Source organism: Hyalangium sp. (assembly GCF_035629615.1).
Taxonomy (GTDB): domain Bacteria; phylum Myxococcota; class Myxococcia; order Myxococcales; family Myxococcaceae; genus Hyalangium.
Genome location: NZ_DASPHO010000767.1, coordinates 1 through 14,191, shown reverse-complemented (window position 1 = coordinate 14,191; position 14,191 = coordinate 1). Strand labels below are relative to the sequence as shown.

At 68.1% G+C, this 14,191-nt stretch carries 9 protein-coding genes; 3 read left to right on the top strand and 6 right to left on the bottom strand.

The features are described from left to right. Positions 1 to 1,046, top strand: a 1,046-nt coding sequence (locus tag VD972_RS38380; protein WP_324993792.1) for an AgmX/PglI C-terminal domain-containing protein, incomplete at its 5' end; no start/stop codon positions are given. Between the two features lie 124 nt (positions 1,047 to 1,170). On the opposite strand, the gene VD972_RS38375 is transcribed toward VD972_RS38380, so the two are convergent. The 4 genes from VD972_RS38375 to VD972_RS38360 form a co-directional block, all read right to left on the bottom strand. Beyond that, entirely contained in the window at positions 1,171 to 2,439 is a 1,269-nt protein-coding gene (locus tag VD972_RS38375; protein WP_324993791.1) for a hypothetical protein, read from the bottom strand. A 169-nt stretch (positions 2,440 to 2,608) separates the two neighbouring features. Further along, the gene (locus VD972_RS38370) at positions 2,609 to 6,187 is read right to left on the bottom strand and encodes an endopeptidase (protein ID WP_324993790.1); all 3,579 of its coding nucleotides are present in this window, start codon (positions 6,185 to 6,187) and stop codon (positions 2,609 to 2,611) included. Between the two features lie 143 nt (positions 6,188 to 6,330). Then, positions 6,331 to 6,834: an FHA domain-containing protein gene (locus tag VD972_RS38365; RefSeq protein ID WP_324993789.1), complete on the bottom strand. Its 504-nt coding sequence runs from the start codon at positions 6,832 to 6,834 to the stop codon at positions 6,331 to 6,333. A gap of 131 nt (positions 6,835 to 6,965) precedes the next feature. Beyond that, complete coding sequence (locus tag VD972_RS38360) at positions 6,966 to 8,171, bottom strand: cytochrome P450 (protein WP_324993788.1); 1,206 nt, start codon at positions 8,169 to 8,171, stop codon at positions 6,966 to 6,968. Between the two features lie 129 nt (positions 8,172 to 8,300). Here VD972_RS38360 and VD972_RS38355 point away from each other — a divergent pair, with 129 nt between their 5' ends. Then, positions 8,301 to 9,407, top strand: coding sequence for a hypothetical protein (locus VD972_RS38355; protein WP_324993787.1), 1,107 nt, complete (start codon positions 8,301 to 8,303; stop codon positions 9,405 to 9,407). A gap of 27 nt (positions 9,408 to 9,434) precedes the next feature. Here the strand turns inward: VD972_RS38355 and VD972_RS38350 are convergent, their stop codons facing one another. Then, on the bottom strand, positions 9,435 to 10,832 hold the full coding sequence (locus VD972_RS38350) for an MATE family efflux transporter (RefSeq protein WP_324993786.1): 1,398 nt from the start codon (positions 10,830 to 10,832) through the stop codon (positions 9,435 to 9,437). A 46-nt stretch (positions 10,833 to 10,878) separates the two neighbouring features. After that, positions 10,879 to 11,460, bottom strand: coding sequence for a hypothetical protein (locus VD972_RS38345; RefSeq protein WP_324993785.1), 582 nt, complete (start codon positions 11,458 to 11,460; stop codon positions 10,879 to 10,881). A 183-nt stretch (positions 11,461 to 11,643) separates the two neighbouring features. On the opposite strand from VD972_RS38345, the gene VD972_RS38340 reads away from it, so the two are divergent. Further along, positions 11,644 to 14,191, top strand: a 2,548-nt coding sequence (locus VD972_RS38340; protein WP_324993784.1) for an ATP-binding protein, incomplete at its 3' end; no start/stop codon positions are given.

Sequence of the window (14,191 nt, the reverse complement as noted above, 5' to 3'; positions counted from 1 at the left end):
TACGCGGGGGCGCGTGGCTCGCGCTCGGCGGCGGAATCGTAGGCGGAATGCTCGTGGCCTTCGCCGTGTGGCTGCTCGGGTTGTCGGGCACGCTGGGCATGCCCTCGCGCAGCGCCTCGTCCCAGGAGGCGACGTCCGCTGACACTGCTGGGATCCCGGCCGCAGCCGCGGCCACAACGGGCACGGTGGCGCTCCCCACTTCCCTGGCTCCCAAGAACGATGCCACGGCCCTCGTGCCGGCCCTCGGCGCGGACTCCACTCGAGCGCTGGCTCCCGGCGTGGACTCCACCCGGGCGCCCGCCTCTGGCTCGGACTCCACCCGCGTGCCTGCGCTCGGTGCGAACCCGGTCCGCGCGCCGACTCTCGGTGCAGACGCGATCCGCGTGCCGGCCATTGGCGCGGGCTCGAGCCTGAGTGGCGCCGCTTCCTCGTTGAAGCCCGCCCCTGCGCCCACGCCGCTCCCCAAGCCCATGCCCCTGGAGACGGAGGCCCTGGAGGCTCCGCAGCGTGCCACCGCGCCCGTGCGCCCGGTGCTGCCGGATCCTCCCATGCAGAAGCTGGCGAAGGCGGAGGTGTCGACTCAGACGGATCCCTTGGCCGAGAGGCGCGGGGACTCCCAGACGGGGCGCGTCGAAGAGGACGAGGACGAGGACCTTGGGCTGGATGAGGAGTTCGAGCGTGAGCTCACCAACCCCGCGAAGCGGGCCACGCCTCCCAAGCGCACGGTCTGGGTCCCGCCGGCTCCGCAGCTGGTGGAGCCCGCTGTCACTCTCTCTCAGTCCGACATCTTCTCCGTGGTGGTCTCGAACAAGAGCGACATCACCTCGTGCGTGAGCGCGCAGAAGCTTCAGTCCGAGGAGGGCCACCGGCGGGTGGTGGTGCGCTGGAACATCCTGCCGAGCGGCAAGGTGACGGAGGTGTTCACCGAGACGGCTGGCTACCAGGGGACTCCGCTGGCGCTCTGCCTCGAGGAGAAGATCCGCTCCTGGAGCTTCCCCAAGCACCGCGAGCAGGGCGGCCCGGTCCGCTTCCCGTTCGTGTTCTGAGGCAGCCCCCGCTGGCGGCGCGCCTGGCAAACCTGTCAGACAAGCAGACAGGTTCGGCCAGAGCGCGCCGGCGGGAGCCCTCGGCCAGTTCAGCAGGGATGAACCTTGGACTCCCCGTCCAGCCTCACGGCACGGTCACGTAGAAGTAGTTGAGGCACATCTCGTCCGCGGTGCCCTCGCCCCAGGTGACGGTCCGGTCGGTGTAGTTGTCCCAGGTGCACGTCAGCTTCAGGCTGTTCTGGGCCGAGACCTGGAGGGGCTGCGTGAAGAAGTAGAGCTGCTGCCAGTGGAAGTCCCAGCGCGGGATGTCGATGTAGCACTGCCCCTTGGAGGTGTTCTCCACCCGGATGCTCTTCCCCAGCGTGTGCATGTGGGGAAGCACGCCGTACACCCGGGCGTTGGCAGCAGCGACCAGTGTGTTGCTCGCCGAGTAGCCTGTGGCGCGCGGGGGAATGGAGAACTGCCCCTGCCCAAGCGCAACGAAGGTCGCCACGCTCGGCACGGGCTGCTGGGAGTACTGTAGCTTCGTCACCGTGCGGTCCGGCCGGGCCAGCTGCTGGCTGGTGTTGTAGTGGACCTGCAGCACGATCACCTCGCCCGCCTTGAGCCGGATGCCTGTCCCCGCCGGGAAGCGGGTGGCACCCGAGCCAGGCACCCACCCACCCAGCATCTTGCTCGAGGACGTCCCCGGCCCGCCGTAGCACGTCCAGCCGAGCCCCGCCTCCGAGCCATCCTTCGACTGAGCCTGGGCCTTCGTGGCCACGTAGAGGATGACGTGGTGCACCTGGCTGCGAACGCCCGGCAGGATGTCGTAGCCGATGACGTCCCGGTCCTGCGTCAGCCCCGGATCCACCACGAAGCACCGGTAGTCATCCGTGGGGACGGACGTAGGTGTGTAGTCCCCACCTGCATCGAGCGTCACATCCACCCAGGGCAGTCCTCCCGAGGCCGTGGGCGGAGGAGGCGCATCCGCCGGGCTTCCCTCGGGAGCGTCCGCGCTGGACCAGGCGGCCAGGGTGTCGATCTCCGCCTGCGACAGCCGCCGGGAGCCCACGTAGGAGCGGCAGGAGTCCTCGGGCATCCACGGAGGCATGCGCCGGGTCGTGGCCGCGCTGGCCATGGACGTGTGCATCGCCTTCGCATCGGCGTATGTGGTGAGCGCGAAGGGAGCGATGCCGCCCGTGACATGGCACTCCTGGCACCGCGCCTGGACGATGGGCAGCACGTCCCGGTACCACGTCACCTCGCGGTCCGTCTGGGTGCCGCCATCGCCTCCCCCATCGGGGACGCCACCCGCATCGGGAGCGCCTGTCCCAGGCCCGTCGGAGAGCCCACAGCCAGCGAGCGCCGCAAGCGCTCCCAGCACCACGAGCACAGCCAGCCGTCGTTTCATGATGCCTCGCAGTGTACCCCAGTGAGGAACCCGGCCAGGGAGCAGGCGGCCACGATGCCCGCAAGCGAGAAGGGCCCCCAGGTTTCCCCAGGAGCCCTCCCCTCATGGCCACTTCAGAGCAGCCCTTCCTCCCGGATCAGCGAGCCCCAGGAGGAGGACTGATCGAGGTTCAGCGCCCCGGGATGCTCCGCCCCTGCGTCGTCGAACCCGACACGGGAGCCTGTGCCACTGGCGCGGCGACCGTGAAGACCAGGTCATCGCGCTCGTTGTAGTTGCCAGCGGAGCAGGTGTTCAACAGACCGCCGTACCGGATCTGCGCCCGGATGGCGTGCGCCCCTGCCGTGCCCCCCACGTTGAAGGTCCGGGAGAACACCCTCTGCCCAGAGCCCGTGCAGGCCAGGTTCGTCGCCAGCGGGCTCCAGGACGGCGAGGCCGCGTTCGTCGCGTAGAACAGGTCCACGCGGTCCGTCGAGCTCTGGCACCACGCCGTCACGTCCAGCTTCACCGACGTGCCCGGGGCGATGATGCTGCGGTCCACGCTCCGGAGCACCAGCTTGTCGATGCTCTCGTCCACGTGGAAGAGCCCGGAGTTGCCGTCCCGGCACGAGTCATTGATCGTGTTGGGTGCGTTGGTCTCGTAGCCACCACCGCCCGTGTTGCCGCGACCGCGGACCAGCGTCACGCTGTCACACCCGCACCCGGTGGCGCAGTACGGGGCCTGGTAGTTGGGGTTGAAGATGGCGGAGGACGGCGAGCACAGGTTGGCCGTGGTGAAGCTGGCCGTGGCGTACGCGCTCGGGCCACAGATGTCCTTCACGCGCGCCCGCCAGTGGTACTGGGTGTTCGGGCTCAGCGCCGGGGACACCGTCCACGTGCTGTCGGTCAGGCTCGTCGACGACGCCACCACGGTGCTGAAGTTGGCATCGAGCGCCACCTGCACCTCGTGGCCGGAGGCCAGCGGAACGTCGCTCCAATCGAGCACGGGAGCACTCGCGACGCCCGTAGCCCCAGGGGCCGGGCTGATCGCCGACGGCGTGGCCAGCGTGACGCACTCGCGCGTGGTGAAGGAGCCCGGCGTGGACCAGGCACTGGCGCCACCGCACGAGGTGACGGCCCTCACGCGCCAGAAGTACTCGGTGGTGGGCGCCAGCCCGGGAGTGATCCTCCACTCGCTGGCGTCCAGCGCCTGCGCGGCGCGCACCACGGTGGTGAAGCTCGCGTCCGTGGCCACCTGGACCTCGTAGCTCGTGCCCTCCACATCGCTCCAGTCGAGCGTCGCGAAGAAGTCCACGCCCGTGCTCCCATCGCTCGGGCCGGCCAGGGACGGCAGGCTGGTGGGCGGCGAGCAGGCCGGCGTCACGCAGTTGCACGTGCTGGCCGGGCTGTAGCAAGCGGAGTTCGAGCCCGCGGCGACAACCGAGTAGCAGTACTGCCGGCCATTGGCCACCTCGGTGTCCGTGAAGCTGGTGCCGGTGACGGTGGAGATCTTCGCCTTGCCGAAGTTGCAGCCCGCGTAGCCCTCCGTCTTCATCACCCAGTACTCGCTGGCGCCGCTCACCGGGGTCCAGCTCAGGTCCACCGAGCCCTCGCCCGGTGTGGCGAAGGAGGAGGGCGCCGTGGCCGAGCTCCCGGAGCAGCCACTGTTGACGGGCGCCGGCGTGTTGCAGGCGATGCCGTGGCGGTTGAAGGCCGCGTGGATGGCCGACATGTGCGGCGTGCCGTTGGCCAGGTTGCCGTCGTCGTCATCCGCCGCCAGCCACTGCATGTAGCCGTTCGTCGCGCCGCAGCCGTCCGCAGTGCTCGCGGTGCAGTCACAGCCGTGCCACGTGCCGACGTTGCCGCTGCCCTGGTAGAAGACCTTGTTGGCGACCAGGAAGGCCGTGTTCGAGTCGTAGTTGAAGGGTGCCGCGCGCAGATCCCTCGCCACGAAGTCCCAGGCCGCCTGACGCGTGGGGCCGGCGGCGCAGTGGACCTGCTTGCCACACGGGCCGGTGCTGGCGCTGCACCGCGAGCAGGTGAAGTTCTGCGGCGTCTGCGGCAGGTTGGGGTTGTGCTTCAGGTAGTCCGCGTCGCGAACGCCGGAGCACTCCGTGGCGCACCAGGCGGCGCCGGTCTGCGCCTCGTTCGTGTTGTAGCCCGTCCCATCCCCCGTCTGGCCGCAGCCGTCATCCAGCGTCTGGAAGAAGCCGTAGCCCACGCACGAGGTCTGCAGGCGGTAGATGGCCACGATGTCCGCGTAGCCCTCGCTCGAGTTGCTCAGCGCGCCGCCAGAGTCATTGTCGTCAATGGCATGGCCCCACTCGTGATCGAACACGGCGCCGATCTCGCCCGTGTTCCGGCAGCCGCCGCCGCTCTTGTAGAAGTTCACCGTGCCCGCGGACGGGCTGTAGAAGGCGTTGCACGTCTGGGTGAGGTTGACGTTGGCAGGCACCTGCCCCTGCAGCCACGTGTTGGTGGGCAGCCAGCCGCGGGCCTGCTCGGCCAGCTTGTTGATCTCGTAGAAGCACGAGCGCGACGCGGCCGTGTTGCCGGCGCCGCCACCGCCCGTGGTGCAGTCGTGATCGTTGTTCACGCCGCCCATGTCGATGTTGCCCGTGGGCGAGCTGAACGTGGGAGGCCCGCAGGTGTCGTTGATCTTCACGTACCTGCCGTTGAGCGTGGTGCTCGCGGTCCCCGAGCCGGAGTAGTCATACACGCCGGCGGCGTCCGTGAAGTTGTTCGGCGCGGGGAAGCCCGTGTCCGCCCACGGCATGGGCGAGTCGGGCTGCAGGGTGCCGCACGTCGCCTCCGTGGGGCAGATGCCGATGTTGGTGGTCGGGTAGATGCCTCCCTTGAGCTTGGCGTCGAAGTAGTGGTTGCTGTCCTCGACGGCGAGCACCTCGCCCGTCTGCGCGTCCACGGACACCTTCCACGTCTCGTTCTCATTCGGGCGCTGGAAGCCATAGGTCCACGCGAGCTTGTGGGCATAGCCCTGGCCAAACGTCCCGATGAAGGTCTGCCCGTTCTGCTGCTCCTGGCGAGCCTCGGGGAGGATCTCCAGCTCGGGCTGCTGCCACAGGGCTCCCGGCGTCTCGTACAGGCCCAGGTAGTCCCCTGCGAACCCCATGGCCTCATCGGCCGTCACCGCGGGCTTGACGGAGACGCTCGTATTGGCCCAGGCCTCGGTGCCCACGAGGATGAGGTTGCCGCTGTTGATCGTGGCCGCCACCCGCGCGTGACGCACGGGCACGCCATTCACCTGCTGCGGGATGTGGATCTGCCACAGCACGTCCGACACCTGCGTCACGCGAGGCTCACCCAGCTGCACCGGGTCCACGCCCAGGGCCGCCGCATTGTCCGCGATGAACTTGACGATCAGATCGCCCACCACCGCCGCGTCCACCTGGGTGACGCCGCGCCCGAGCGTCTGCTGCAGGCTGCGGAGCGTCACCTGGTTGCCCGTCCCCTTGCCCGGGATGAGCGGGATGGAGCCCTGGAGGGAGGTGGCCGCGCCCGTGCGCAGATCCACGTAGACGTTGAAGGCCCTCCCGTTGCGCGCGAAGAAGTCCTCCCAGGCGCCCGCGCTCAGCGAGGACATCCTGGCCTGGGCCTCCTGGAGCGATGTGTTGGTGATGGGGAGGTAGAGCCCTGGCTTGAAGAAGGCCTTGTTCGCGAGCGAATTGGGACCGGGCTGGGGGGGAACGATCGCCTGACTCACCGCTGCCAAGAGCAGCGCGAGACAGGCGGTCAACTTCATGGCGTGGCGCATTACTGCTTCTCCTGATGGGGGAACTGCAGGACATGGGACCGGGGCGGTCCCAGGGGGGAGTGGCGCGAGACCTCTAGACCAGAGCCTCATTAGATACAAGAACGGGGGGCATCAGAAATCAGGAGCCCCCGTGTTCTCGCCCTCTACGAGGAGCGCGCCAGCACCCAGTCCGCGAAGGGCTCTGGGAGGAGGAACTGCACACGGACATCGCCGAGGCGCAGCTTTGCGCCGCTGGCCACCGGGGCGGGGATGCGCGGATCCACGCGCGCCTCCTCCACGAAGGTCCCGTTCTGACTCTCAGCGTCATGCAGGTACCACACCCCGGTGCGCTCATCCCGCTGGAGGGCCGCGTGGAAGCGGCTCACCGTGGGGTCATCCAGCATGATGTCGTTGTTGGCCGCGCGGCCCAAGGTGATGCCGAAGGCCAGGCCCGAGGGCCGCGCGTGTACGCCCTTCTGCACCTCGAAGATGAGCGGCTCGGAGGCCAGGGAGCGCGGGGGCACGACGCCGGGCTGGGTCACCCAGGCCAGCTCATGCGCGGAGGCCGGCGGCGTCTCCCAGACGAGCAGGGGCACCCGCACGTGCATCAGGAACCCCGCTCGATCTCTCAGCAGACTGCGCTCCACCAGGGAGTAGCTCAGCGGCAAGGCCCCGTGCCTCCTCTGCTCCCGCACCCCCTGTCGCGGCGTGAGAGCGCTTCGTCCGAGCCCCAGACTTAAGCGTGCCCTCCCAGGCGCTCGCAAGCGGGGGGAGCCGACTTCTCCCCAGGCTGCATTTTTCACCGGTACGTGGAAGTTGAGGGGAACAGCTCCACGGGCAGCACCCTCGGCCCTCGCACGGACAGGGAGTGGTTCCACGTCACGGGCCCTCGCGGCGCGAAGCCGCTGAAGCGTGACAGCAGCGCCTCGAGGCCCAGCCGCGCCTCCAGCCGTGCCAGCGGCGCCCCAAGACAGAAGTGGACGCCATGCCCGAAGGGCAGGTTCTGGGGCCCTGGCCGCTCCAGCTCGAACCGCTCCGAGTGGGGGAAGCGCGTCTCGTCCCGGCTGGCAGAGGCCAGCATCGCCATCACCCACGCCCCCTGAGGCAGGCGCACCCCGCTCAGCTCCGTCTCCGCTGTGGTGACGCGCATGATGGCGTGGACGGGTGGCTCGTAGCGCAGCACCTCCTCCACCAGCTTGGGCAGGAGCGAGGGGTTCGCACGCACGCGCGCCAGCACCTCCGGGTACTCCATGAGCAGCCGCACGGAGTGGTTGAGCAGGTGGATGGTCGTCTCCATGCCGGCGATGAGCAGGAGGAACAGGAAGCTCATCAGCTCGGGCTCCGTCAGCGCCTCGCCCTCCACCCGGGTGGCGAGCAGATCGCTCAGCATGTCCTCTCCCGGGCTGCGGCGGCGCTGCGCGAGCGCCTCGGTGAGGTGCTGGCGCGCCTCCCGCGCGGTGGAGCGGATCTCCTCCTTGCGCGCGGTGTCTCCCGGCGCCACGGAGGAGACGCTCGTCAGATCATCCGCCCACCGCTTGAAGAGCGGCTGGAGCGAGGCCTCCAGCCCCAGCAGCTCGCCGATGACGCTCGCGGGCAGGGGGCGGGTGAAGGCGTCGATGAGATCCAGGGGCTGCTCGGCGGGCAGCTGCTCGACGAGCGTCTGGCAGCGCTGCCGGACCCAGGGCTCGAGCCGGCTCAGGGCGGCGGGGCCGAAGGCGCGGTTGACGAGCACCCGGAGCCGGCCATGCTCAGGCGGATCCTGGACAATCATCGACTGCGCGAAGGGGGCCTCCTCGAACCACGGCGGACAGGTGGCTCGCCGCATGCCCTCCGAGGAGAACAGCTGGGGATTCTTGAGGACGGCGATCACGTCGTCGTAGCGCGACACCGCCCAGAGTCCGCCGGGATCCACCTGACATACGGGCGCAGTCCGCCGGAGCTCGGCGTAGTGGGGATAGGGGTTGGCGCGGACCTCGGGAGCCAACAGGTTCAACCGTGGGCTCATGGCTTCCTTGTTCTGGCGAGAGGGGGGGCTGCAGGCTAAATCACCCTCAGTGAACCCGGGCAATACCTCTTTGAGCGGATTGCGCGCTCCCATGAAGTCCGGAGGCTGCTGCCAGGCTGAGCCGCGCTCATGAGCCCCATGCGCCGCGCCACCTCCGAGGACAACGCCGCCTTGCTGGAGCTGTTCGGCGAGGTTCCCATGCAGGGGGAGCTGGTGCTCTCCAGTCAGCGCTCGCCGGACTACTTCGCCCTCTTCGAGCTGCAGCGGGGGAGCACCGAGGTGTGGGTCCACGAGGAGGGCGGCCGGCTCGACGGCCTGGGCGCCATTCACGTGCGAGAGGGGTGGCTGGAGGGGCAGCCGTGCCGCGTGGGCTACCTGGGAGATCTGCGTGCCCGCTTCTCCGCGCGCCGCACCCGGGGACTCGCGCGCTTCTACGGGCCCATCCTGGAAGAGGCGGCCGAGCGCCACGGGGTGAGCGCCTTCCTCACCGCGGTGATGGCCACCAACGCCGCGGCGCTGCAGGCGCTGGTGAAGCGCAAGGAGAGACGGGCCGCCCAGCCGCACTACACGCTGCTGCGCCGCTTCTCCGCCGTGTCCGTCCAGTTCGTGCTGCGCCGCAAGCCGAGCCCGAGCCCGTACACGGTGCGCCGCGCCACGCCCGAGGACGTGCCCGCCATGGCCGCGCTGCTGGACGTGGACCACCGCGCACGGCCCTTTGGCTACCGGTACGACTTGGGCGAGCTGGAGCACCGGCTCGCGCACTGGCCAGGACTGACGGTGGAGCGCTGCTACCTCGCCTTTGACCGGGAGGAGCGCCTGGTGGGGTGCACCTCCGCGTGGGATCCGTCGGCGGTGAAGCGCTACCAGGTGCGGGCCTACCGGGGAGGGATGCGCTGGATGCGGCTGGGCTTCGACGCGCTGGCCACGGTGGTGGGAGCGCCGCGGCTGCCCGCGCCCGGCGAGGACTTCCGCTCCTTCTACCTCTGCAACACCAGCATCGCCGGGGAGAATCCCGCCATCTTCCGCGCGCTGCTGGAGCAGGTGTACGCGGACCACCGCGGGCAGGGCTTCCACTTCTTCACGCTGTACCTGGGTGAGGAGGATCCGCTGGCGCCGGCGCTGAAGGGCTTCCTGCTGCGCCGGCTGGACTTCCACCTCTACGCGGTGACTCCGGCCAGCCGCCCGAGGGCCTCGTTTCCCCCTGGGCGCACCGGCTTCGAGATCGCCCTGCCCTGAGCGCCAGGCTCACGGGCCCGCGAGGCGCTACACCACGCGGAGCTTCCATTTGCCCTGGCGGAAGAGCCACACGCTCACCACGGCGAGGATGCAGTAGCTGACGGTGATGGAGAGAAACGCGCCGGTAGGGCCCATCTGGAGGGTGTTCGCGAGCACCCACGCGAGTGGCAGCTCCAGCACCCAGAAGCAGCCAAGGTTGATGAGCGTGGGCGTCAGCGTGTCGCCCGCACCGTTGAAGGCCTGCTCGAGCACCATTCCGAAGGCATAGAAGAGGAAGCCGGCGCTCACGATGCGCAGACACTCCACGCCATAGGCGGCCGCCTCGGCGTCCTGGGTGAAGGCGCCGATGAGGGGCTTGGCCACCAGGATGAAGAGGAGCCCGATGCTGCCCAGGAAGACCACGTTGTAGCGGGCCGCGGTCCAGACGGCCTGCTCGCCTCGCTCGGGCTTCTTCGCGCCCAGGCTCTGGCCCACGAGCGTCGCCGCGGCGTTGCCCAGCCCCCACGAGGGCAGCAGCGCGAAGATGATGATGCGCATGGCGATGGTGTAGCCCGCGGTGGCCGCGCTGCCGAAGGTGGAGACGATGCGCACCAGCACCACCCAGCTCGACATGCCCACGAAGGCCTGGAGCATGCCCAGGCCGGACAGCCGCAGCATGGTCAGCATCGTCCGAGGCTCCAGCCGGAGGTGCTCCCACCGCAGCCGGAGGTGGCCGCTGCCGCGCACCAGCCAGAAGAGCTGGAACAGCACTCCAGCGCTGCGCCCCAGGGTGGTGGCCACCCCCGCCCCCAGCACTCCCAGCTCCGGGAAGGGCCCCCACCCGAAGACGAGGCATGGGGCGAGGATGATGTTGAGGAGGTTGGCCAGCCACAGCACGCGCATGGAGATGGCGGCGTCCCCCGCGCCCCGGAAGATGGCGTTGATGAGGAAGAGGAGCACCACGCTGACCATGCTGGCCAGCATCACCTGGGTGTAGCCCACCCCGTGCTCCAGCACCCAGGGCGAGCCGCCCATGAGCTCCAGCAGCGGCCGGGCGAAGAGGGCGCCAGCGATGGAGATGGGAAGGCCCAGCAGCAAGCCCAGGCCAATGGCCTGCACGGCGGTGCGGGCGGCTTGTTCCTTGTCCTTCTCACCGATGCGGCGGGCGACCATGGCGGTGGCACCGATGCTCAGACCCATGGCCACGGCATAGATGATGGTGATCAGTGCCTCGGTGAGGCCCACGGTGGCGACGGCGTCCGCCCCGAGCCGGCCCACGACGAAGACGTCCACCACCGCGAAGACAGACTCCAGGACCGTCTCCAGCACCATGGGGACGGAGAGCAGGAAGATGGAGCGCCGGAGAGAACCTTCGGTGTAGTCCTGATGTGAGCCCTGGAGGGCCTCCTTCACGGAGGCCCAGAGCCCCTGAGATGTATCCGCCATGTTGCTCTCTCGTCCCGCCCCCATCCCGGGTCTGCGCGGTACGCCCCTATTGTCGGCACTCGAAGACGCTGAGGCTGCCGTCTGTAGCACCGATGAAGGAGAAGACCACGGAGTTTGAGCTCGAGCTCGTGGCATAGCCGGGCAGGTTTCCGAAGCCGCATTCGAGCGCCTCGAAGACATTGGCCATGTAGAACTGGCTGCCGTCGGGGCAGGTGAGCTGCAGGGCACCCCGGGAGGCGTCCTCGATGAACGTGCCGCTGGGCGTCTCCAGGCGGATGCCCCCCGAGGTCTCGTGGTATCCGACGCACTGGCCGGCGCTGGTGGAGACATTGAAGTCCCACTCAGGGTCGTCCATGGCCGACAGGTTGACGGGTTTGTTGAAGGTGACGGTGTGACCGGAGGCGTAGGTGCAGCGGTCGCCTGTGGAGGAGAGGGTGCCCAGGGCCGCATCGTCCGGCAGGCAGGACTTCACGGAGGCGAGGGCCTGCTTGTAGCAGTTGTCGCCCTCGAACCAGGTGCAGTCGATCTGGGTGCCCTGGGGCCCCTGGGGTGGCTGCTCGTCGTCCCCGCCACAAGCGAGGGTGAGTCCCAGCAACATCAGTCCTGTCCACACGCGCCAGCCGGCCATCAGTGCTCCCGAGGTTGAATGGAGGAGGCGCCATCCTAGAGGGTGAAGCTCCACCGCGCACCCGGAGCAACACGTACGCCCCGAGGCTTACACGTTCCTTGATGGTGGCTGCCAGCTATGCTGAGACCTCGTGGTTGATCGGCTCGTGAAGGAGTACCTCTCCGCGGGCAAGGAGTCCTCTTGGTGGCGCCGAGCGAAATCCTCAAGCAGATGGAGGTGCCTGGTGAGCCGGGGATCTTCGTCCTCGGCTGCTTCGAGCGGCGTGTCACCCTGTACTCCCAGCAGGTCCGGGCTCTCAACCTTATCCATGCGCTCTTCACCGAGAAGCGGCTCCAGACGGGCTCCCGCGTCGCCATTGTTGGAGGAGGCGCGGCCGGGATGACTGCCGCCGCTGGAGCGGCCGTCCGAGGCTGCGAGGTCACCCTGCTCGAGGAGCAGACCGAGCTCCTCCTGCTGTTCCGGAACAACCGGCTGAGGTGGCTCCACCCCCACATCTACGACTGGCCCGAGGCTTCTTCGGAGAACGAACACGCGGGACTGCCGCTCCTCGACTGGAGCGCGGGGCTGGCGGGGGATGTGGCGACACAGCTGCTCGCCAGTTGGACGCCCATGGCCGCGCAATACCGCATCGCTGTTCACCCCAAGGTCCGAGATGTGCAACAGCGGCTGGTTCCAAGTCGCGAGCGCAAGCTGGAGTGGAACGACACAGGTCATCATCAACAGACGTTCGATGCTGTCATCCTGGCGGTCGGATTCGGCATCGAGACAAAGCAGGAAGACACCCCGTTCCGCTCCTACTGGGTGAACGATGGTCTGGATCACCGCTTCGACACCTCAGACCGGACGGAACGCCGCAACTACCTCGTCTCGGGCACCGGAGATGGTGGGCTGGTGGACCTCTTCCGCATTCGCATTGCGGACTTCCGCCACGAGCGGATCGTCCAGGAGTTCCTCTCGGATCCTTCGCTGGAAGATGTGAAGTCCCAGCTCCTCGCCACGGAAGAGGAGCTTCGTCAAAACCGCCTGAGCGCGGATGATCTCTATGAGCGCTACTGCGGGCTCCGAGTCCCCGAGCCGCTCGACAAGCGCCTCCGGGAGCGACTGCGCCCAGATACCTCGGCGATCTTGAACGGACTGGACTCCTCTCCCTTGAGTCCTGGGGCCTGTGTCCTCAACCGGTTCCTGGCCTCGTGGCTGCTTCAGTTCGACGTGGCCTACAAGCGAGGGGAGTTCAAAGCCACCCAGACAGATGCTGGATGTGTGGCCTCGTTCCTGGACTCGGGCGACACGAAAGTCTTCCACGACATCGTCGTGCGCCACGGTCCTCAGCCCGCCTTCAAGAAATCGTTCAAGCCTCTCTGGGAGAAGGCCGAGAAGCAGCTGCGCTCGTTCGCGCTGCTCGATCAGACGCGCAGACCCATCTTCGAGAACCGGGACTTTGCTGGGAGCCCGCGAAAGCCTGGTTCAGGCGCATCCCACTCGTCCAAAGCGGATCTCGAGGCGCCGGCCATCCCTGTGCAAGGAGACTGCTTCGGCCGCGATGACCTCGTGACGAAGCTCGTCGCCGCGCTCCTAGTGGAGGACCCACGCCCGATAACGATTCTCGGCCCGCCTGGAATCGGAAAGAGCACGCTCGCCGTGGAGGCTCTCCACCATTCTGAGGTGACACGGCGATACGGAAGCCGCCGGTACTTCGTCCGCCTGGATGGCGCGGCTTCGACCGAGTTGATGGTTGCCGCGATCGCCGCCAGGCTCGGTGTCACCTCCGAGGCGGGCCTCTGGCAAGCCGTGAAGCGGCACCTGGGGGGTACTCCTTCCCTGCTCGTCCTCGACAACGCCGAGACGCCTTGGGACTCGAACAGGGCTGGAACTGAGGAACTGCTCCGGGAACTTCGGGGCATCGAGCACCTCGCTCTCGTCTGCGCGGTCCGCGGTAACGAAGCTCCCTTCATCCCCCGCTCGGCACCTTCCCTCAAGGTGACTCCACTCGATTCCGCTGCAGCGCGCGACCTCTTCTGCTCCATTGCCCAGGATGTGGATCGCGCCGACTCGCTGCTTGCGCAACTGCTCGCGGAGTTGGAGGGGCTGCCACTCGCCATCCACCTCATGGCTCGGAGTGCCCAAGGTAATCCGCTGTCACTCACGTGGCAGCTCTGGCAACAGAAGCGGGGTTCGCTTCCTGGGATGTCGGCCCTTGGCGCCGCTGTTCAGCTCTCCCTGAATGGCCCTCGCATGACCGATGTGGCTCGAAGGCTCCTAGCCCTCTTGGCCCTGCTGCCAGCAGGGGTTGCGCAGGCGGATCTGGCATCTCTCCTGCCAGGAGAGGGACCTGAAGCTGCGAGCGTGCTCGCCAAGGTCGCACTCGCATTTTTCGAGGGGCCTCGCCTCCGGATGCTGGCTCCGCTCCGCGAGCAGGTCACTCTCTCGGTCGATCCTTCCTCCCTAGGTGCTGAGCGAGCACGGGTTTTCTACCTGGCGATTGCGCGTGATGAAGGCAGCGCCATCGGCATGCGCACTGGTGCTAGAGCGATGACGCGCCTCACAGAAGAGATCGCCAACATCGAAGAGCAGATCGGACGCTGCCTTCAGGGAAGTCGTTCCCTCTCGCATGAGGCCATAGATGCCGCTGTTGCCTTGACCCGTTTTATGCGCTTCTCGGGATATGCCTCCTCTCAAGTTCTTCAGGAGGCACGCGATGTGGCTCATGCGATAGCAGACCCGAAACGCGAGG

Bases quoted from the DNA above. Each gene is read 5' to 3' on its own strand.
- VD972_RS38375 (WP_324993791.1), bottom strand. From the start codon at position 2,439: ATGAAACGACGGCTGGCTGTGCTCGTGGTGCTGGGAGCGCTTGCGGCG.
- VD972_RS38370 (WP_324993790.1), bottom strand. From the start codon at position 6,187: ATGCGCCACGCCATGAAGTTGACCGCCTGTCTCGCGCTGCTCTTGGCA.
- VD972_RS38360 (WP_324993788.1), bottom strand. From the start codon at position 8,171: ATGAGCCCACGGTTGAACCTGTTGGCTCCCGAGGTCCGCGCCAACCCC.
- VD972_RS38355 (WP_324993787.1), top strand. From the start codon at position 8,301: ATGAGCCCCATGCGCCGCGCCACCTCCGAGGACAACGCCGCCTTGCTG.
- VD972_RS38350 (WP_324993786.1), bottom strand. From the start codon at position 10,832: ATGGCGGATACATCTCAGGGGCTCTGGGCCTCCGTGAAGGAGGCCCTC.
- VD972_RS38345 (WP_324993785.1), bottom strand. From the start codon at position 11,460: ATGGCCGGCTGGCGCGTGTGGACAGGACTGATGTTGCTGGGACTCACC.